This is a genomic window from Caloramator sp. ALD01 (assembly GCF_000472625.1).
GTDB lineage: Bacteria > Bacillota > Clostridia > Clostridiales > Caloramatoraceae > Thermobrachium > Thermobrachium proteoclasticum.
In genome coordinates, this window is record NZ_AXAA01000017.1 from 1 (window position 1) to 21,628 (window position 21,628).

The window sequence follows — 21,628 nt, forward strand, 5'->3', positions numbered from 1 at the left end:
TGGGCAGATAGAATAACCGATGTTGTGGCACAAGCCTTTGCAAGCTCCTCCACCGCCATTATGTAGGTTATAAAATCGCCTCCTGCACCTCCAACTTCCCTTTCAAAGGGAATTCCCATCATACCAAGCTTTGCCATCTTCTTCACTGTTTCAATTGGAAACCTCTCGGTTTTATCAATCTCTGCTGCTATTGGTCTTACCTCATTTTCTACAAACTTTTCAAACATTTGTTTTGATAGCTGCTGTTCTCTTGTTAATGAAAAATCCATACCTGTTACCCCCTATCTGTTTTTAAACTTGTCTATTTTTCTTTTATCTAAAAAGGCTGCCATTGCATCCCTTTGGTCCTCTGTTGAAAAACAGTGGGAAAATATTTCTGCTTCATATTGAATACCTGTTTCAATATCAACATCTATTCCTCTGTTTATTGCAACTTTACACATTCTTACAGCCACTGGTGCATTCTTTGAGATTGAATTTGCCAAATCCATAACCTCATCCATTAAAATTTCCTGTGGCACCACCTTGTTAACCAATCCTATTTTTTCTGCCTCTTTAGCATCAATGATTCTGCCTGTATATATAAGTTCCTTTGCCCTTGATGTTCCAATTATTCTTGCAAGCCTTTGTGTTCCTCCAAAACCTGGAGTTATTCCTAAAGTAACCTCTGGTTGCCCAAATTTTGCATTTTCAGATGCAATTCTAATATCACAGCATAGGCTCAATTCACATCCACCACCTAATGCATAGCCATTGACTGCCGCAATAGTTGGTATCTCTAATTTTTCAATTTTTCTAAAAACACTATTCCCTAAAATAGAAAACTCCCTTGCCTCAAATACAGACATATTAGACATCTCTTTTATGTCAGCTCCTGCAACAAAGGCCTTATTTCCTTCACCTGTTATAACAAGAACGTAGATGTCCTTATCCCTTTTTACATCTTCAATAATACTATCAAGTTCAAGTAGAGTATTGGAATTTAATGCATTCAGGAATTTTGGACGAGAAATCTTTAGAACTGCAATATTGTCCCTTTTTTCAAAAGATATGTTCTCCATATTATCCCCCCATTGTTAAATCAATAACATTTTTATATTCCCCATATTTATTATAATATTTTCATAATTTTCTATCAACTTTAAGTTCACTATAATATAAAAGAGCACCTAAATTATGTGTAACTTCCTAATTAAAGCTACCATTTACACATAATTAGGTGCTTTCTTTATTCTTCAATATTTGCTAAAAGCTCTTCCCATATTTCATAACACTTTTCTAATTCATCCTTTAAATTAATTATTTGTTGATTTATATCTCTTGTCCTATCAGGATTTGTATAGACTTCCTCTTTGCAAAGTTCCTCTTCTAATTCAGCTATGTTTTTTTCTTTTTTCTCTATTTCTGCCTCTACTTTTTTAATTTCATTTTTTATATTTTTAATCTTATCCCTTTCCTGCTTTAACTTTTTCTTTTCCTTCTCTATTTGGGTTTTTGTTTTTCCTTCTTCATTAACTACTATTTCATCTTCCTTTGCATTCTTTTTAGCCATATAGTAATCGTAGTTTCCGAGATATTCAACAATACTGTTCTCCTCAAGCTCGCATATCTTTTGCACAACTTTATTTAGGAAATATCTATCGTGGGATATTACAAAAATAGTTCCGTCATATTCTAAAAGGGTATCCTCAAGTTCCTCCCTTGTTAATATATCTAAATGGTTTGTAGGCTCATCAAGAAGTAGAAAATTGGCCTTCTTCAACATAAGCTTAAGTAGATTTAACCTACACTTTTCACCGCCTGATAAATCCTTTATCTTTTTAAACACATCGTCTCCTTTAAATAAAAAGGCTGCAAGTGCATTCCTTATTTCTCTGACTGTTTTTTGTGGAAACTCATCCCAAACTTCATCTAATATTGTTTTTTCGGGATTTAAGTCCCTTTGTTCTTGATCATAATATCCAATCTCTACATTCCTACCAAGCCTTATATATCCACTATCAGGCTGAACTTCGCCCTTTATTATTTTTAAAAGTGTGCTTTTTCCACGTCCATTTTCTCCTATAAGTGCAACCTTTTCACCTTTTCTAATCATTAAATTAATATTATTAAAAAGAACCTTCTCTCCATAGGATTTAGACAGTTCTTCAATCTGGAGAACGTCATTACCACTTTTTATTCTTGTATCAAAACTTATCCTTACATTTTCTTCATAGGTTATTGGTCTATCTCCTAAATTTTCTTCCAATTTTAACAACATTTTCTCTTTACTCTCTGCTTGTTTTATGCTTTTTTCGCGATTAAAGGACCTAAACCTTTCTATCATCTCTTCAAGCCTTTTTATTTCCTTCTGTTTTAATTCGTATTCCTTTACCCTCTGCTCTATTCTATTTTTTCTTTCCTTTATGAAATAAGAATAGTTTCCTCCATATTCTTCTACTTTACCATTTAAAACTTCAACCGTCTTATTAGTTATTACATCGAGGAAATATCTATCGTGAGAAATAATAAGCACTGTTCCCCTATACTCCTTAAGGAAATTTTCAAGGAAAGCTATTCCTCCTAAATCAAGATGGTTGGTTGGTTCATCTAATAAAAGAACATCCGGACTCTTTAAAAGTAATTTTGCAAGAGCTACTCTTGTTTTTTGTCCTCCTGATAGATAGCAAATTTTTTTGCTTATTTCCTCCTCAAGAAGTCCAAGTCCAATAAGTACACCCTTTGCATAGCTTTCACAGCTATATCCATTTCTATTTTCAAATTCCACCTGAAGCCTTCCATATTCCTTTAGAAGCCTTTCGTGGTCTGAATTTGGATCTGAAAGCTCCTCTTCAATCTGCCTCATTCTTTCTTCTATCTCTTTTATATCTGAAAATACCTTCATAACCTCTTCAAAGGCAGTAAGATTTTCATCTATGTCTAAGTTTTGCGAAAGATACCCAAGAGTTTTTCCCTTTTGAAGAATTATTTCACCCTCGTCCTGCTTTATGCTGCCTGTTATTATTTTAAAAAGAGTAGTTTTACCTGCACCATTTCTTCCAACAAATCCGATTTTATCGCCTTCGTTTATTATTAAGTTTATACCATCTAAAACTACATCTACTCCATAGGACTTTTTTATATTGTTAACATAAAGAATTGCCATTTTTTCACCTCAACTTAAAATAGCCTAACAGATTAATTTTAATATTAACCCATATTTAAAGCAATACTTTTTAGGTAATTGACATTAATTCTTGCATATTATAACATATATGATAGGGGAAAATTATAAGGATGGGAAGTGAAGCTTTATGGCAAAGGAAACTAAGATTTCGATGGCAGTTATCAGAAGATTGCCAAAATATCATAGGTATTTAGGTGAACTTTTAAGAAAAGATATAGATAGAATATCTTCAAAGGAGCTTTCAGAAAGAATTGGGTTTACAGCTTCTCAAATAAGACAGGATTTAAACTGTTTTGGTGACTTTGGGCAACAGGGATATGGTTACAACGTTAAGGATTTATATGACCAAATAGGAAAAATACTTGGACTTGATAAGAATTATAAAACAATAATTGTTGGTGCAGGTAATATAGGTCAAGCTGTTGCAAACTATGCAAAGTTTGAAAGGTTAGGATTCCATCTACAGGCTATTTTTGATAAAAATCCAAAGCTTATTGGAATTAAAATCAGGGATATTGAAGTTAAGGATGTAGATTGTTTAGATACATACCTTAAGGAAAATCCAATAGATATAGGTATTATATGTGTTCCAAAGGAGCACGCACAAATGGTTGCAGACATAATGATTAAAAATGGAATAAAAGGTATATGGAACTTTGCTCCAACGGATTTAAATGCACCAGATGATGTTATAGTAGAAAATGTACATCTAAGCGAAAGTTTAATGATATTGAGCTATAGACTAAATGAATCTGAATTATTTAAAGAATAAGTGGGCTAATTGCCCACTTTATTTTTGCATATTCTTTGAATTGTATCTTTAAGCTCTTCAATTGAAAAGGGCTTCTGTATTATATCATCTATATATTTCTTATCGGAATCATTGAGATTACCAAGCCATCCTGTCATTAGAACTACTGGTATCTCCTTCATCTTCTTTATTTTTTCTGAAAGCTCAGCACCTGTGCAATTTGGCATAGCAAGATCACACATTACTGCATCAAAATCATATTTTTCTATTAGTTTAAGGGCCTCCTCATCATCAACTACATAAACCGAGTCGTGTCCAAGACTCTTTAGCATCTCTGATACTGCCTCTGCAACAGGCTCCTGATCATCTATAACTAATATTTTATAAATTTGCTTTTCTTCACAACTTTCATTAAGATGTTCTCTGCTTAATCCTGCACCCTTTGCAGGTAGTTTAATCTCAAACTCAGTTCCTTCATTAACTTGGCTTGATACATCTATATGTCCATTCATTTCCTTAATTATTGAGTAAACAATAGAAAGCCCAAGTCCATTTCCTCTTTCATTTTTTGTTGTAAAGAAGGGCTCAAATATCTTCTCTTTAACTTCCTCAGTCATACCAACTCCAGTGTCCTTTATTTTTACCACTATATTTCCCTTCTTATTAAAGGACTCTATATGCAAAAATCCACCGTTTGGCATAGCATCTATGGCGTTAGAAATTATATTTACAAATACTTCTCTAAGCTCAGTAGCTGTGCCTTCAACAAATCCCTTTGCCTTTAAATCTAATTTAACCTCAATACTCTTTTTGCTTATTTGGGATTCATAGGTCCATTTTGGTTTTGTAATTTCAACAGATTGAATAATAATCCTGTTTATATCACAAAGCTCCTTTTCCTTGTGTTTTGGCTTTGAAAATTCCTGTATTCTCTTTACTATTTTTGCCCCATCCTTTGCACTTTCTTCAATGAGTTCTATATATCTATTAAGTATAGGGTCGTCTATGTTATTTTTTAGAATTTGTATATATCCTAATATTGGAGTTAATATATTGTTAAATTCGTGGGCAATACCACCGGTTAGCTCTCCTAATGCCTGCATCTTTCTTGATTGAATTAAACTGTCCTGTATCTTTTTATATCTTCTAAATTCCACAAGCATTTTACCTATCGTTTGACATACCATATATAAAAACTCAGAGCTGTCTTCAAAGGAGAAATACTTGTCTTGACTTGAGAGCCACATACATCCTAGTATATTTTCATCAAACTTTATAGGAATTGTTATACAAGACAATATATTGTTCTTTTGCATAACATCCTTTATTGGCCCTGATATATCTTTAGTATGATATACTAAACAGTTTAATTTTGAAAAAGTTACCTTTGGATTATAAGTTCCACCTTCAATATGCTGTTTATATGTATTTACTATATCATCAGTAATATTATAAGATATTACATAGTCAGAATTAAAATCCTTTGGCAAATCATTGTTTTCAAATAGTACAACAAAACCTCTATTTGCTGAAATAGAGCTACATATTATGCTTAATGCTGTCTCAAGTATCTCGCCTTCATCCTTTTTATAGGACAATTCTCCAGATAATTTGCTTATAAATTTATATACCTTATTTTCTCTTATTACCTTTTCTCTCTTCTTTAAAAATTCCTGTACAATTCCTAAAGTTTCTTCCTTTGTAAAAAAGCCTTCATCATTTATATGAACATATACTTCATCATTGTTCTTATATATAAAATTAGGATTTAAGTGTGTTATTGCAAAAAGGGCATCAACACCAAATTTGTCTATATTATAGCAGCTTATAGCTGAAACTGGATATTTTTCAAATATATCGTTTAATTCCTTTTCATAGTTATATAAAAATTCCTCATCATAATCACTATGACAAAAGGCTTCTCTATCGGAAATTATCGCTATGCCGTCATATCCATCCATAACTGCATCCTTTGCCATATCCTTGATGTTTTGATATGCTGAATTTATGTTGTTGTTTGCAAAGAAAAGCTGAGAAGATTGAACTATTAATTTATTACTTGCAATAAGTTCAATCATATCCATATTTGCCTGTCTTAAATAAAAATCAAGGCTTGTTAGAACATCTCTATCGACAAAATAATAACACTTTCTATTATTTCTAATTCCCCAAGATATGAACTCTGCAATCACATCGTAAGCATAATCATCGTCGGTGTTAATTAGGGTATACCTAACACCTCTTTGGAAGTATTTATCAAAATCCATTCGACTTCCCCCTAATTCAACACAAAAATTATAGATTTTTTCTAAAAGACTAATTATATGATATAACATTTTTTGTTAAAATAAAAGCTTTTTTTGTACTTTTTTGACTTTTTTCTATCATTTTCTCTTCATTTCTTCTTTTACTTATTCATTTCCTTTTTATGTAATTGCGATAATACAATAAAAAATAAAGATAATCTAAAATTAATTATCTTTATTTTTTTCAAAAAATTAAGTTATATCCACATTGTCCACAATATTATCCACAGCTTTTGTGGGTTATTTTGTGAAGCTTTTGCAGATTTATCCACTTTATCCACAGATAATATGTTAACATATCCATAATATCCACAAATTCTACAATCTTTGTCCTATTTTTAATGAAGGATATGCATTAAGCCCTAAATTCGACACAAGTCCAGCCTTATAATTAAAATACCCTGCACTTGCTATCATTGCAGCATTATCTGTACATAAACTAATTGGTGGATAGTAAAAATTAATTCCTTCTTTTTTACATTCTTTTGCTAATGCCTCTCTTAACTTAGAATTTGCTGCAACACCACCTGCAAGACAAATTGTATTCATTTTATATTTTTTTGCTGCAAGTATTGCCTTTTCAGTCAATATCTCTACAACAGCTCTTTGAAAGCTTGCTGCAACATCCTCCCTTTTAATTTCTTTTCCCGTCATCTGCATTTTATTTAAGTAGTTTAAAACTGCAGATTTGAGCCCACTAAAAGAAAAATCAAAACTTTCATCCTCAAGGTATGCCTTTGGAAAATCTACTGCATATTCATCTCCCTCTTTTGCTAAGGCATCAATTAAAGGTCCCCCTGGATAACCAAGCCCTAATGCTCTTGCAACCTTATCGTAGGCCTCTCCAGCCGCATCATCCCTTGTTCTTCCTAATACTTCAAATTCAGTATAGTCCTTAACAAGAACAAGATGTGTATGTCCACCTGAAACTATAAGGCATAGGTAGGGTGGCTCTAATTCCTTGTGTGCTATGTAATTTGCTGCTATATGGCCCTCTATGTGATTTACTCCAACAAAGGGTTTATTTAAGGATAATGCTAATCCCTTGGCATAGGATAATCCTACAAGAAGAGCACCAACAAGACCAGGACCATATGTTGCAGCTATTAAATCTATATCTTCAAAGGATATATTTGCCTTCTCAATTGCCTCTTTTACCACATTACTTATAACTTCAACGTGCTTTCTTGAGGCAACCTCAGGAACAACTCCTCCAAATTTTTTATGAATATCAATCTGTGAAGATATTATATTAGAAAGAACTTCTCTTCCATTTTTAACAATAGCACAAGATGTTTCATCACAGCTTGATTCTATTCCAATAACAATCAAATCCTTCATCTGTATCTCTCCTTATATATTTTCATTTTAATTATACCCCAAAATGCTATTTATACAACCTTTATTTTGTGAGAAACATAAAATACGTCCAACCAAAGGGACTGCAGTTTCACCCCTAATCTATACTATTAAACAATAGTTGATTTTGTTCGACATTTTACATCATTTTTTTACAAAAATTTAATACACAAAGTTAATATTTTATGTTATTATAATTATGCGGCAACAAACAAACCCCAACCCATTTACCCATTTCCCGGGATCCCCCCCGGGCTTTTTTTTATATAAAAAAGGTGTCGAAAACGACACCTCACATTTTTAACAAATCCACTTGTTAGCTAAAGTATGAAAAAACCCCATGAAAGGATTTCAATAGGCTCTTTCATGAGCTTTAGCAATTCTTAGNTTTTCGACTTTGAAAAAGTCCGTAATTCGGCACAGGACGTGCCGAGCCGAGCGGCCATCAGGACGATGGCATCGCGAGGGNAGGACTTTTTCAAACAAAGAAAAGCTTAGAATTGCTTAGCGAAATGAACTGATGCCCAAGAAATCCTTCATGGGGCTAATCAATATATAACTTTTTAAACAGACTGAGGTGTCGAAAACGACACCTTTACTCATTCCAAAGTTCCTTTTTAGATGTTGAAATTGCAATAGCTCCATTAGAAAGTGCATTTATAACATCTGTTTTATCACATATTAGTCCACCAACAATAATAGGTATCTTTATCTTTTTATGGATTATACCAATAACTTTACTTGCAAGGCCTGGCATAATCTCAACAGCATCCGGCCTCTCCTCAACAATGCTTTTTATTCCTGTCTCTAAAGAACGGGAATCAAGCATAAATAATCTTTGTATAGCTACTAAATCCTCATTTTTTATTGACTTTATTAAAGTAGGCTTTGTGGTAATTATACCATCAACACCTACCCCCTTTAAAAATTTCACTGCTTCTTCATCTCTACCTAAACCATCAACAAGGTCTATATGAACATAAACCTTTTTTCCTTTTTCCTTTAACAAAGATACTGTATTCTGTATAGTTAATATACTTCCAAATAACATAAATATTACCTTTACATCTGTTTTTATGACATATTCAATGTCAGCATTATCCTTTACAGCGGCTATGATTGGATTTTCCTCAAGATACTCTATTATTTGCCTCATTTTAATCCTCCAAATTTTTATAGTATTCGTCTATGAGTTTTTGAATTTTTTGTGAGCATCTTCTCCCTTTGCAGGAACCAGTTGTTGCACCAGTAGCTCTTTTAACATCCTCTACTGTCTTTGCTCCATTTTCAATTGCCTTTTTGATATTTTGCCTGGATATAGATTTGCAAATACATACCTTAGTTAGCCTATCCATAATTGAATTATTTAAGTTATCGTTCACAATTATCCTCCTGTAATGTTAATTTTATCCACATATGTTAATAAGTTTGTGGATAGTTTTTAGAAATCACTTAAATATATAATTAATTTTTTCCTGTAGTTCCTTATACATTGGGTATGCTTTTAAATCCAAAAATACATCTAATAGCTCAAAATAGTACCACTTCTGTTCGTCATACCCTGCATTAAACATTACCCATAATTTATCTCTCATAGTGTTATAGTCCTCAACCATACTTCTTATATTGCTTAACTTATCTGCACAGGATACAATCTTTACATCTATCGATGCATTTTTTAATTTATCTATGGCTTCTTGTTTTCTTTTTTTCCAGGTATTTATCTTTTCACTTCTTGTTAAGCTTCTATTAACCAATAATTTTTCCTGTTCTGTTACAGATAAAACTATATCAACAACCCTCTTGGGAAAATTTGTTTTTATAAGCTTTAAAAGTTCCATTCTTCCAGATGTAATATCCTCTAATGTATCGTGTAGAAGACCTGCTGTAACCAAATCATCATCCCCACCATTTTCCAAAATTATAACAGCAACTTCTACAGGATGAATTATATATGGTGCATTAGAACCTTTTCTTTTTTGTTCTTTATGTACATCCCAAGCAATTTTTAGTGCCAAACTATTCATATACCCACCACCATAGATTTTTAAAACTTTATTTATTAAAAAATCTTTTTTACTATTATATACCATAATTTTCTAAAATAAAACTTTCTTTTTCTGAAAATATTACTTACAAACTCAATTAGAAACAATTTAAGTTAATTTTATGACATAACAGAATATTTTTCTATCTTTTTAAACATAATTAGTGCAAATTTTATTAATTTTTTGTATAATTTAATTAGTAATACATTTGAGGGGGGATTTGATGACAATTGCACTGATAACCTTTTCAGCAACCTATATACTCTTGATGCTTGAAAAACTTCCAAAATATTTAATTTCTCTAATTGGTGCATTAATAATAATTGCATCGGGTGTTTTATCTCTAAATGATGCAATGTCCTTTGTTAGCTGGGACACAATAGGTCTTCTTTTAGGAATGTTTATTATTATAAAAGTCCTAGAAGAGGCAAACTTTTTTAATTTTATGGCTGTCAAAATAATGGAAAAACTTAATTTTGATATCAAGAAAATATATATTGTTTTTCCATTAATAACAGCACTTCTTGCGGGTTTTATGGACAGTATTACAGTTCTTATCTTTTTTACAATATTAACAATAAATCTTTGTAAAATGTTTGATATAAATCCTGTTCCTCTTGTTATTGCAGAGGTATGTACTGCAAACATTGGAGGAAGTGGTACTTTAGTTGGAGACCCTCCAAACGTAATAATAGGAAGTGTACTTAACTACACCTTCTCTGATTTTGTAAGAAATACAGGTCCTATTGCCTTCATTTCAACAGTTGTAGTAACATTATTTTTCTTTTTAATTAACTTTAATAAATTAAAGTCAATTAAAAAGCTTAACGAAGGAGAAAAAGAACAACTAATCTTGGAAAATAAAATATCAAATTTAAAGTATGTAAAGATAGGTGGTTTATCCTTTATTTTTGCAATAGTTTTCCTTGTAACACATCATCTTTTAAATGAGATGTTTGGATTTCATATATACGCATCTATTGCAACTTTACTACCCGCAATGGTTTGTCTTTCATTGCTCAAGGATGAGTCCGACAATATACTGCGTTCAATAGATGGTGAAACACTTCTATTTTTTATAGGACTATTTATAATAATAGGTTCACTTGAAAAAACAGGCGTTATATCTGTAATTGCAGAAAAGATAATAAAACTATCAAATGGAAACCCTATACTTCTTTCATTATCTTTTATTTGGATATGTGGTATAATTAGTGCTGTTGTTGATAACGTTCCTATGGCTCTAACTATGTCCTATATTCTACTTAGCATAATAAATCAAAATCCCGACTTAGCTTTATGTAAAGATGATTTTGTATGGTCATTAACATTAGGACTTGATATTGGAGGAAATATGACTCCAATAGGAGCATCTGCAAACGTAATGGCCTATAGCATACTGGAAAAAAATAAGATTCACGTAGGATGGAAAAAGTGGCTAATGCTTGCTATACCTGCAACAATAATAGCCCTCATAGTTTCAACAATAGGAATTTATATTAAATTATAAATCCTTTAGACTAATAAAAAAGCTTATCAAAATGAGCATCTTTATCTTAATTCATTTTGATAAGCCTTTTTTAATAATTATTTAAATCTTATTTCTATTGAGTTTTAATACTAAAATCATATTTAAACTTAAACTCAAGCTTTTTTGAATATATCTTTATTTTAACATCCTGACCATCTTCAACACTAAAATTACATTCATTATTTTTATCTACATATAAAGATATTATATTATTTTCTCCACTATATGCTTCAACATAGATAGGTTTATCACTTTTAAAACTTATATTGTAGTTTCCTTTATTTAATTTTAAAGAGTATATGTCAACATCTCCTGCATAATCTATGTATCCTTGATAGTCTTCATCTAATGATATGTTCGTAGCTAAATAATCAAAATTGTTAAATTCATACTTGTCCTTAAATAGTTCAACTTTATCTTCAACAATCCTATTATACCTCATTGGTATGTAGGTTCCATCTTCTATATACTTTTTTATTTCAGAATAACTCCTGTAATTTATAGTTGTCCTGTCAAATGCAACATATTTCCCTGTTGTTGCCTCCATAACGATGATACCCTTTTTATCTGCTGACTCTTTAAGATAAATAAAAACGTGGTATTTTTTGTGATTAATTATATCCATAGGCTTTAACTCTTCGAACTTTATAGGATGAAAGTAATCATCAAGCATTTGTGTAGAAACCTTTATAGGTAGTTTATAGACAGCTCCAACAAAACCAGAACAGTCAAGACCTGCTGTTAGCGGCTTATATCCGCCATTTGTATTGATGTTTCCTGCAATTAAACCCTTCTTTAATGCATCTTTAAAATCTTTAACTTGTGGTTGATTACTTATATCAAGGGATATATAACCTCCCCAGCAATAGGGTATTCCGCTTGTTAATTCTCCATCCCTTAGATGTCGTGGCATTGTAATTTCACTGTTATCTACAACTCCATTTTTAGATGCATCGTATTTCCATACAAAATTTATCATTTCCATTCCACGTTTATATGCTTCACTTCTTTTTATTTTTACTATATTTGTAGACTTATATGGCTTTGGTTTGTAGTTTATGTATACAATTAAAAATAGAATCAAACAGATTATAAATATAAAAAGATATAGCTTAAAAATAAAACCAAATATTGAATATTTTTTATTTATTCTGAATCTAAATTTTCTATATCTAAATACCCTCATCTTTATCCCCTAAAAAATTATTTCATTTTAATAAATATTAATACTTTTTCAGTTTTATGTTGCAAATTTTCTTGATATAATAAATAAAAGGAGGGATTTTATGCAATATTTAATTTTCCCAATCTGCATATTAATTGGGGCTCTAACATCCTTTGTACTTTGGAAGATTTCTAAGTCAATTAAGTTACCCTTTATCTTTTCAGTTTTAATTGTAGTTTTTGGCGTATTTCTAATAATTAAAGCCAAAACAATGCCTACAGAGGGTTTTAGAGATTTAGCTTATATTCTTAATGCAATTATGTTATTTTTAATTTCTATCGGTATGTGGATACAACTTATAATTGTGAAGGTAAGAAAAAAGTAGCTTATATAAGCTACTTTTTATCATCATATCCGTTGGGATGATTTTTGTGCCATCTCCAAGCTGTTTCTATAATCCTTTTAATATCCGTATATTTTGGATTCCAATTAAGTTCACGTCTTATTTTTTCAGAACTTGCAATTAAAACTGCTGGGTCTCCTGCTCTTCTTGGTGCTATTTCCTTCTTTATATTTATTCCTGTAACCTCTTCTGCTGCCTCTATTATTTCCTTAACTGTAAATCCATTACCATTTCCAAGGTTATATACGTTTGAGTTCTTTCCATCATAAAGTGCTTCTAACGCAAGAATATGAGCCTCTGCCAAATCATTAACGTGTATATAATCCCTTATACAAGTTCCATCCTTTGTGTTATAGTCATCTCCAAATATTTTTATACTCTCCCTCTTTCCAAGACAAGTTTGGAGAACAAGAGGAATTAAGTGTGTTTCTGGGCTGTGGTCTTCTCCTATATCTCCCTCATCATCAGCACCACAGGCATTAAAATATCTTAGTGCTACATACTTTAATCCATAGGATCTTGAATAGTCCTCCATAGCATTTTCCATAATAAGCTTTGTTCTTCCATAAACGTTTGTTGGATTTTTAGATATATCCTCTGTTATAGGAACCCTTTCAGGTTCTCCATAAACTGCCGCTGTTGATGAAAATACAAGCTTTTTTACATTGTTTTTAAGCATAACATCAAGTAGATTTAAAGTACCTTGTACATTGTTATAGTAATACATTTGAGGTTTTTCCATCGATTCTCCAACAAGGCTGTAGGCTGCAAAATGAACAACTGAATCAATGTTGTATTTCTTTATCGTCCATTCTAACTTTTCGCTGTCAAAAATGTCACCCTCAACAAAGTTTGGACACTTAACAGCATCCTTATGTCCTTTAACTAAATTGTCATATACAACGACATTCTTACCCATCTTATTTAGCATTTTCACGGTGTGGGAGCCTATATAACCCGCACCCCCAGTTACTAAAATATTCATAAAACCCCTCCTAAAGCAATTCTTCAAGAACAATATCTATATACCAATTCTGTTCTTCTTCTACCTCTAATGGTTTTATTTTACCATACTTTTTTGCTATTTCAACAGAGTCATAAAAAGCATTTGAGGGTTCAAGTGCACAATTGTATTCTCCTTTAAATCCACCTTCATTTATCCAAACCCCAAGGTATGGTATTTTATCTTTTGGAAATAATAATTTATACAGCAATCTATTTCTATTTAAAGTTAAGGACGCTTCCCCCTTCTTAACCTCTCCATTCACATAGAATTTTTCTGTCTTTTCAAGGGTTTTAGGTCCAATTCTATCAACCCTAACTTTTTTTCCATTCACGTCAAGGGTTTCAGGGAATAGATGTATATTCCCCACATCTCCATAAATACTGCTTTTGTGGACATTCATTATACTATCTTCATCTATTAAAATTCTACTCTCCTCGTCACAAGCAACAAGTCCGTGAAATGCCCAAAGCCCATATAATGGACTACTTCCTATGTTCTTTACTTTATAATTTAGCCTTATAATATTTTTATCAAGCTTAATTCTTCTTTCAAATTCATATTTAAACCTTATTCCCTGTACCCTGCAAATAATTTCATCATCAAAAATTTCAACCCTCCAAGGAATACTCCAAAGTTCTCCGTGATCTGGCATTTTTTCATCATAACCTTCATAGGGATACATACATTCATCTATTGTAGGATACATTTCATCAATTCCTGAAGTATCATACTTTTCGAAACTATCGCCATACTCTGCAAGTGTATATTTATTTAATGCTGGCTGTGCTAAAACTTCAAAGTTTTGTGGTTTATAAATCAATGATGCAATTTTAGCACCAAGTTTAGGCAGAAGTACTAAACTAATATAATCATTTTCTAACCTTATCCCGTCAAGCCCTTTATATACTATATTTTGTATCTTCATAGCATTAGCACCTTCCTATAAATTTAACTCCATCACCTATTTTACTTATATAAAAATCTGCCTTTATACCTGTTCTATCTTTATATCTATTTGAAACTTCATTAATAAATTCTTCCTCCATTCCTTCTTTTACAATTGCAATTGCACATCCTCCAAAACCTGCACCAGTCATTCTTGCACCAAGGCATCCTTTAAATTTTAATGCCTCTTCAACTATAGCATCAAGATGCAATCCTGTAACCTCATAATCCTCCTTTAGTGATTTATGTGATTGGATTAAGAGTTTAGAAAATGCTTCAATGTCTCCCTCTCTTAAAACTTTAACAGCTTCCTTTACTCTCATATTTTCTGTTATTGCGTGGCGTGCTCTCTTTTTGATTGTTTCATCTTCAATATAATCTAAATCCTTTATTTCTGCTTGGCAAAGGTTTTCTATTTCTTTGTGGGCTTTTATAATATCAAGTGCCTTGTCACACTCTGCTCTTCTTTCATTATACTTTGATTCACTAAGTTCTCTTCTTTTGTTTGTATTCATTATAACTAAGCTTGAATCCTTTAAATTAAAGGGAACATATTCATAATAAAGATTTGAACAGTCAAGTAAAATTGCATTATTTTCTCTTCCTACAGAAACAGCAAACTGATCCATAATTCCACAATTTACACCAACAAATTTATTCTCAACCTCTTGGCATAGTTTTGCTATTTCTACTCTATCTATATCTTCAGCCTTATTCTTGTGTAACAATATATAGGCAGTTAAAACTTCAATTGCTGCAGAAGAAGAAAGTCCTGCACCATCTGGTAGGTTGCTGTAGAATAATATATCAAAACCATTAACCTTATATCCTAATTCCATTATCTTCTTTATTACTCCCTTTGGATAGTTACCCCAATCATCCCTTTCATCGTATACTATCTCTCTATCTAAATCTATTACAACCTCTCCTATTGCATTTTTAGACCTTAATCGTATAATATTGTCGCTTCTATCTCTAAGCATCCCATAAATACCTATTGTTAAAGCACCAGGAAAAACATATCCTCCATTATAATCTATATGTTCTCCTATAAGATTAACTCTTCCTGGTGAAAAATAAACATCAACTACTCCTTCACCATATTCCTTTTCAAACATATCCTTTAGTATTTTTACCTCCATAATTATCCCCCTATCTTATCTAAAAATTTTCTTAATGCTTCCCTTAATTGTTCTGATGTTTGTTCAACCGCAAGGGTATTGCAGGCAGCCCACGCACCCATTTCAGATGAAGCATAATATTTTATTTTATTTGCATCCCTAAGTGGTGGGTAAAACTCTATATGGAAGTGATAATAGTCTGCACTGTCCTTATACTCTTCACAGTTAACTGGCGTTTGATGTATACACATCATATAAGGAAATAATCTTTCAAAAAGTGTATCAAATGCACCAGTTACCTTTTTTAATATATCTGCTAAATCCCATTTTTCTTTGTCAGTAAACTCTGTAAAGTTCCCCTTGTGGGATTTACTTACTATAAATACTCCGTAAGGGTAATCTGTAAAGAAGGGAATATATGCAATAAAACTTTCATTTTCATATATAACTCTCTTTTCAAAATCCTTTTCTTCTCTATTCATTCTACAAATCATACATTCATTGTGTTCTTTATAATATTCTTTACAAGAATCAAGTTCAACCTTAACCTTAAGTGGTACAAAGGAATATCCATATATCTGTCCGTGAGGATGAGGCATTGTAACTCCAACTTCCTCTCCTCTATTTTCAAATTCAAATATATACTTTATTTTTTCATCCTTTGAGAGTTCCGCAAACCTTTCAGTCCAAAGATTGACTAATTTATATATATGTGAAACTTCAAGTTCTGGAAGTGTTTTGGTGTGTTCTGGTGAATACAATATAACTTCGCACTTTCCATAGTTTTGAGCAACTTTATATAAGTCATTTCCATCAACATCAGGCTGTCCAGGTGATTGAGTTAGAGCAGGAAAGTCATTATCGTATTTATAAACGTCATAATTGTCTGGTACTCTTCCCGAACCTGGGCAAAATGGGCACCAATCCTTTGGCATATTAGGTCTTTGCTGTCTATTTGAAGCTACCATAGTCCAAGTCTTTAAAAGTGGATTCCATCTTAACTCTGCCATATCCGTTCCTCCTTATAGAAAACCTTTTCTATAATCATTATATAACAACCAAACCAAAAAATAAATATCAATTTTCAAAAAATTAAGAAGGGATATGAAATTTTTCTTTTCCCTTCTTTCTACTCCTTCATTAGCTTTTCTATTAAATTTATAACCTTCTCTATTACATTAACATTAACACTTCCAATTTTTTTAATAACTATATTTTTAGATAAAGTATAAATTTTATCTGCTCTTATATTGGATGTGACTTTTATTTCGCCTTCCCACAAATCATTATTAGTTATAGTAATTGCATATTCCTTTTCTTCTAAATTTGATGTTATTGCAGCAACTACTATGTCTTCTGTGGTTGAATTATATTTTGCATTAGATAAAACAAGTACAGGTCTTTTTTTATTTGACTTTAAATTACTAAATGGTATAGGTATTAATAGAATGTCTCCCTGCCTATACATCATTCCACACCTCATCATCTTTTTCATTTAACCAAAAATCTAAGCTACTTTCACTTGCTTGAATTAAGTCCTGATATAACTGCTTTTCTTTTTTAAATTTCAAAAATGTTATAAAATCTATAACTTCTGCAAGTTCATTGTCTTGCATATCCTCAATTAAACTATTTATTATTTTCTTTGCAGTATTCATATAAATCACCCCAATAAATTCTATTATAATTATTATATAATTAATTAAATATAAATGCTACACCAATGGTGTAGCATTATTCATATTTCAAATAGATTGCATTTGAGGCATAGTCCCCCTTAAGCTCTACATCTATACCGTAGTTCATAATATAAGCACCTGATTTAAAATACTCCTTTCCTTCAATCTTTACTTTATATCTTTTATCTAACTCTAATCCCTTTAACCTAATTCTAAATTTAGATTTTGAATAGTTTTGTCGAGGTAAAAATGTAAAGACTACCGACTCATCCTTTAATACATATTGAACAGAATGTATTTCTTCCTTTTCTATTGAAGATAGTCTATAAAGGTCTCCAAATTGAACTATATGCCTTATTTTTTTATACTCTTCTATCATATCCATAGCAATCTTCTTTTCTTCATCTGTCCACTTATTTATATTTCCTCCAATTCCTAATGTACCCATCATAGCACAGTGAAATCTAAATTTTAAAGGAATTATTCTGTTGGTTAAAAAATTAGGGCAATCTGTAACCCAAGCTCTCATAGCAATAGCTGGATAAATTAAGCTGTAGGACTCTTGTATCTTCAATCTATCAAAGGCATCAGTATTATCACTTGTCCAATATTGATCAAAATATCTTATACTTCCTAAATCAACCCTTCCTCCTCCAGAAGCACAGGCTTCAAAATGCACATTAGGATGCTTTTCCCTCAACCGTTTTACTATCTCAAAAACTGCCTCTGTATGCTTTATCCAAACACTTCTTTTATCCTTAAGGTTTAGAGCACCTGCCTCTGAAAATGGTCTATTCATATCCCATTTTATAAAGCTTATATCGTTTTGAGTTAAAAGCTCATCAAGTACGCTATATACATAGTCCTGAACTTCCTTTAAAGTCATATTTAAAACAAGTTGATTTCTTGCAGTAGTACATTTTCTATTGTTAAAGTGGTACACCCAATCAGGATGATTTCTATAAAGGTTGCTATCTATATTTACCATTTCAGGTTCAACCCATATCCCAAAATCCATTCCTAAGGCTTTAACCTCATCAATTAAAGGTTTTAAACCTTGTGGAAATTTCTCCTTGTTTACATACCAATCCCCAAGACCTGCCCTATCACTATTTCTCTCCCCAAACCAACCGTCATCTACAACAAATAGTTCGCACCCTATCTCCTTTGCTCTCTTTGCAAGCTCTATTTGCTCGCTGCATTTAACATCAAATAAAGTTGCCTCCCAAGAATTATACAAAACCGGTCGTATTCTTTGGTTAAAGTTTATGGGCATTAATTTGTTTATAACAAACCTGTGCATCCTTCTTGACATTTCTCCAAGACCCTTTTTAGTATAACCAAAATAAACTGTTGGTAAAGCTAAACTCTGTCCCTCTTCTAATGTAATTGAGGTATCAAAATCGTTAATCCCTACTAATACCCTTGTATAACCATAGGGCATTCCTTCTGCAACTATTTTAAAATTACCACTATATTCTAAAGCACCAAAGTAAACTTCCCCCCTATCCTCCTCTGCATCCCTTTCAATGATAAAGTATGGATTGTTGTTATGTCCTGTATTGCCCTTTCTACTCTCTAATACAACCTTACTGTAGCCTACCTGTTGTCTAAACCTTACCCCTTCTTTACCCCAATGTCCTCCAACGTTGTTTATATAATATCCTAATCCATCAAGATTTAGTTCAAAGGAAAAGGCCTTCTCTATTTTTATAATACCTTCACCTACATTTTTAACTTCAATGCATCTTGCAAGTAAATCCTCTTCTTCATAAACTTTATATTTAAGTATTACTTCTATTTTATAATGTTCATCTTTTAGTAGAACTTCAACATAATCCTCATCTACTTTAAAATCCTTTAACTTTAAGACAAGGTCTCTTGTTCCATCTTCAAACTCAACCTTAAGACAAGTTTCTTTAAACCTTAACTTACCGTGATAAGAAAACTCCTCCTTAGCAACGTCATATATTGAATCATTAGAGGAAACCTCCTGTATCTTTTCTAACTCAAAGTCCTCTAAAGGTATTTCCTCACCAAAATAAACGTGTCTTATTAAATCATCCTCTAATTTAAATACATACTGCATTGATTTAGTATATAAGCCAATATATTCGTTATATTTTCTTACCCCCATCTATTTCACCTCTATAATCTTACTATCATAAGGCATAAGCTTTATGCCCAAGACCTCCTTATCTTCATCTGTATGGTTCATAACAAACATATACTTTTTATCATTTAAATATCTTGTATATACCTCAACACCATAGGGCGTATTATAATGTTCTATATCATTTTTAATTACTATCTCCTCTGCTATTTTTGTTAATATTTCTTCATCAGCAGATGTTCCAATGTAATATACTTCGCCTTGTCCAAATTTATTTAATGTTATACATCCCTTTTCTCTATAAAACTTATCCTGATATGTATATAGAACCTCTGCCCCCTTTGAATTTATCATTTCCCTCATAACACTACATTTTGTCCTTCCAAATTTGCCATCTGCATAGGCAAATTGCCCCTCCTGAAGTGATTCTATCTCCTCCACCTCTATGCCTGTAAGGTCATTTAAATTGCAGGGCATTGCTTTTCCAAGATAAAGATTGTTGTTTCTGTCCTTTATGGATGTCCTGTAGGTAAGGACAACTGTTCCTCCTTTTTTAGTAAACTCCTCAAGTCTATGCTTTAGCTCCTCATCAACTATCATCATAACAGGCAATACAACAACCTTGTAATTGCTAAAGTCATCCTTAGAATCTATTACATCTATATGCGTATTATGTCTATAGAAGGCTGTATATAACTTTAACATTTCCTCTTTAAAGTTGAAGGCTGTACTTTGAGGTTGAATCTTCCAAGCCCATATATTTTCATAATCATATAAAAAGGCTATCTCTGACTTTATTGGACTTTGAAGAAGCTCCCTATAACCCTTTACATCTTTAAAGAACTCCTTAACCTCCCTGTATTTTCTTCCCTCTCTATTATCTTGGTCAATGATACCTAAACAAAATTCCTCTGTTCCAAAGGTTGCTGTTCTATATCTAAAGAAAAGTATAGATTGTGCACCGTGGGCTACTGCTTGATATGCCCACATCTTTGCTTGATTTGGCCTTGGAAGATATCCTATTATGGTATGCCCCTGTGCTCCCATAAGCTCTTCAACAATCCAAAAGTTTTTTCTTTTTAAACCTCTTATAAAATCTAAATCCATTGCAATGTTGGCAGGAGTAATTGGTTCCTTTAGGCCTCCCCAAACAGGATAGTTGTCATAGGAGGCAATATCCATTTCCTTTGCCATTTGTTTATGGTCAAAATTTTTATCAAAATATCCACCTGCTATATTAGTAGTAATAAATGCCTTCTCTCCTAAAATATCTCTTAAAATGTCCACTTGAAACTTTGCATATTCATTTATTGACTTTGACATAAATCTCTTATAGTCAAGCTGCATAGAAGGGTTATGATGCGTTATAGTCTTAAGTGGTAGTGGAATTTCATCAAAGCTGTTATATGTTTGGCTCCAAAAAACTGTTCCCCAAGACTTGTTTAGATTATCTACTGTTCCATACTTTTCCTTTAGATAATTCCTAAAACCTCTTTTACAAGTGTCACAGAAGCATAAATCACTTCCCTCGTGTCCAAATTCATTATCTATCTGCCAAGCTATTATTGAATCCTCATTCTTATAATGATTTGCAAGCTCTGTAACAATCCTTTTAGTATATTCTCTGTATGTTTCGTTATTATAACAGTACATCCTTCTTCCGCCAAAACTCCTTGGCATTAGGTTTTCATCCCGCTGAAGTATTTCAGGATATTTGTTTATAAGCCAAGCTGGTGGAGTTGCTGTTGGAGTTCCAAATATGACTTTAATGCCTCTTTTTTTGAGCTTCTCTATCACCATATCAAAAAAGGAAAAATCGTATTCGCCCTCATTTTTCTCCATTATATGCCAAGCAAACTCTCCTATTCTAACAACCTCAACCCCCATATCTACCATTCTATTAATATCTTTGTCCATCATCTCAACAGGCCAGTGTTCTGGATAATAATCAACTCCAAAAAAACTTTTCATTATACACACCCCTTTAGAAAACGTTTTCAGTTATATTATAAAATAATTTTTCTAAATTGTCCAT

20 protein-coding genes are annotated in these 21,628 nt (G+C 32.0%); 3 read left to right on the plus strand and 17 right to left on the minus strand.

All coding sequences use genetic code 11. The features are described from left to right. From A3M9_RS13490 to abc-f, 3 genes are all read right to left on the minus strand, one after another. Nucleotides 1–269, minus strand: a 269-nt coding sequence (locus tag A3M9_RS13490) for an acyl-CoA dehydrogenase family protein (RefSeq protein WP_035166177.1), incomplete at its 3' end; no start/stop codon positions are given. A gap of 12 nt (nucleotides 270–281) precedes the next feature. Beyond that, the gene (locus A3M9_RS0108050) at nucleotides 282–1,061 is read right to left on the minus strand and encodes a short-chain-enoyl-CoA hydratase (protein ID WP_027308772.1); all 780 of its coding nucleotides are present in this window, start codon (nucleotides 1,059–1,061) and stop codon (nucleotides 282–284) included. 167 nt (nucleotides 1,062–1,228) lie between these two features. Next, nucleotides 1,229–3,145 (minus strand): ribosomal protection-like ABC-F family protein, encoded by a 1,917-nt coding sequence (gene abc-f / locus A3M9_RS0108055; RefSeq protein WP_027308773.1) that lies wholly within the window; start codon nucleotides 3,143–3,145, stop codon nucleotides 1,229–1,231. A gap of 148 nt (nucleotides 3,146–3,293) precedes the next feature. Here abc-f and A3M9_RS0108060 point away from each other — a divergent pair, with 148 nt between their 5' ends. Beyond that, the gene (locus tag A3M9_RS0108060; RefSeq protein ID WP_027308774.1) at nucleotides 3,294–3,938 is read left to right on the plus strand and encodes a redox-sensing transcriptional repressor Rex; all 645 of its coding nucleotides are present in this window, start codon (nucleotides 3,294–3,296) and stop codon (nucleotides 3,936–3,938) included. A gap of 5 nt (nucleotides 3,939–3,943) precedes the next feature. On the opposite strand, the gene A3M9_RS0108065 is transcribed toward A3M9_RS0108060, so the two are convergent. The 5 genes from A3M9_RS0108065 to A3M9_RS13495 form a co-directional block, all read right to left on the minus strand. Next, nucleotides 3,944–6,184 (minus strand): ATP-binding protein, encoded by a 2,241-nt coding sequence (locus tag A3M9_RS0108065; protein WP_027308775.1) that lies wholly within the window; start codon nucleotides 6,182–6,184, stop codon nucleotides 3,944–3,946. A gap of 357 nt (nucleotides 6,185–6,541) precedes the next feature. After that, nucleotides 6,542–7,564, minus strand: coding sequence for a tRNA (adenosine(37)-N6)-threonylcarbamoyltransferase complex transferase subunit TsaD (gene tsaD, locus A3M9_RS0108070; RefSeq protein ID WP_027308776.1), 1,023 nt, complete (start codon nucleotides 7,562–7,564; stop codon nucleotides 6,542–6,544). Nucleotides 7,565–8,177: 613 nt separating this feature from the next. Further along, a complete protein-coding gene (locus A3M9_RS0108075) occupies nucleotides 8,178–8,738 on the minus strand; it encodes a glycerol-3-phosphate responsive antiterminator (protein WP_027308777.1) in 561 nt (186 codons plus the stop codon). A 1-nt stretch (nucleotide 8,739) separates the two neighbouring features. Further along, a complete protein-coding gene (locus A3M9_RS0108080) occupies nucleotides 8,740–8,937 on the minus strand; it encodes a (2Fe-2S)-binding protein (RefSeq protein WP_370882852.1) in 198 nt (65 codons plus the stop codon). 93 nt (nucleotides 8,938–9,030) lie between these two features. Further along, nucleotides 9,031–9,609 carry an HD domain-containing protein gene (locus tag A3M9_RS13495; RefSeq protein WP_051350660.1) on the minus strand — a complete coding sequence of 193 codons (579 nt, stop codon included), beginning with the start codon at nucleotides 9,607–9,609 and terminating at the stop codon, nucleotides 9,031–9,033. 244 nt (nucleotides 9,610–9,853) lie between these two features. Here A3M9_RS13495 and A3M9_RS0108090 point away from each other — a divergent pair, with 244 nt between their 5' ends. Beyond that, nucleotides 9,854–11,140 (plus strand): SLC13 family permease, encoded by a 1,287-nt coding sequence (locus A3M9_RS0108090; protein ID WP_027308779.1) that lies wholly within the window; start codon nucleotides 9,854–9,856, stop codon nucleotides 11,138–11,140. Between the two features lie 94 nt (nucleotides 11,141–11,234). Here A3M9_RS0108090 and A3M9_RS14220 read toward each other — a convergent pair whose 3' ends face one another. Further along, entirely contained in the window at nucleotides 11,235–12,347 is a 1,113-nt protein-coding gene (locus A3M9_RS14220; RefSeq protein WP_027308780.1) for a hypothetical protein, read from the minus strand. A gap of 100 nt (nucleotides 12,348–12,447) precedes the next feature. On the opposite strand from A3M9_RS14220, the gene A3M9_RS0108100 reads away from it, so the two are divergent. After that, the gene (locus A3M9_RS0108100) at nucleotides 12,448–12,711 is read left to right on the plus strand and encodes a hypothetical protein (RefSeq protein WP_027308781.1); all 264 of its coding nucleotides are present in this window, start codon (nucleotides 12,448–12,450) and stop codon (nucleotides 12,709–12,711) included. 10 nt (nucleotides 12,712–12,721) lie between these two features. Here A3M9_RS0108100 and galE read toward each other — a convergent pair whose 3' ends face one another. The 8 genes from galE to A3M9_RS0108140 all read right to left on the minus strand — a co-directional run bounded on the left by galE (nucleotide 12,722) and on the right by A3M9_RS0108140 (nucleotide 21,564). Next, on the minus strand, nucleotides 12,722–13,714 hold the full coding sequence (gene galE, locus A3M9_RS0108105; protein WP_027308782.1) for a UDP-glucose 4-epimerase GalE: 993 nt from the start codon (nucleotides 13,712–13,714) through the stop codon (nucleotides 12,722–12,724). 10 nt (nucleotides 13,715–13,724) lie between these two features. Next, nucleotides 13,725–14,660 (minus strand): hypothetical protein, encoded by a 936-nt coding sequence (locus A3M9_RS0108110; RefSeq protein ID WP_027308783.1) that lies wholly within the window; start codon nucleotides 14,658–14,660, stop codon nucleotides 13,725–13,727. A 4-nt stretch (nucleotides 14,661–14,664) separates the two neighbouring features. Beyond that, complete coding sequence (locus A3M9_RS0108115) at nucleotides 14,665–15,822, minus strand: galactokinase (protein ID WP_027308784.1); 1,158 nt, start codon at nucleotides 15,820–15,822, stop codon at nucleotides 14,665–14,667. A gap of 2 nt (nucleotides 15,823–15,824) precedes the next feature. After that, on the minus strand, nucleotides 15,825–16,811 hold the full coding sequence (galT, locus tag A3M9_RS0108120) for a galactose-1-phosphate uridylyltransferase (protein ID WP_027308785.1): 987 nt from the start codon (nucleotides 16,809–16,811) through the stop codon (nucleotides 15,825–15,827). A gap of 119 nt (nucleotides 16,812–16,930) precedes the next feature. Further along, nucleotides 16,931–17,272, minus strand: a complete 342-nt coding sequence (locus A3M9_RS0108125; protein ID WP_242826193.1) for a type II toxin-antitoxin system PemK/MazF family toxin — start codon at nucleotides 17,270–17,272, stop codon at nucleotides 16,931–16,933. After that, nucleotides 17,262–17,459, minus strand: a complete 198-nt coding sequence (locus A3M9_RS0108130; RefSeq protein ID WP_027308787.1) for a hypothetical protein — start codon at nucleotides 17,457–17,459, stop codon at nucleotides 17,262–17,264. Before A3M9_RS0108130 ends, A3M9_RS0108125 begins: the two co-directional genes overlap by 11 nt. 76 nt (nucleotides 17,460–17,535) lie before the next feature. Beyond that, nucleotides 17,536–19,617: an alpha-galactosidase gene (locus A3M9_RS0108135; RefSeq protein ID WP_027308788.1), complete on the minus strand. Its 2,082-nt coding sequence runs from the start codon at nucleotides 19,615–19,617 to the stop codon at nucleotides 17,536–17,538. Then, nucleotides 19,618–21,564, minus strand: coding sequence for a beta-galactosidase (locus A3M9_RS0108140; RefSeq protein ID WP_035166180.1), 1,947 nt, complete (start codon nucleotides 21,562–21,564; stop codon nucleotides 19,618–19,620). Between the last annotated feature and the right edge of the window lie 64 nt (nucleotides 21,565–21,628).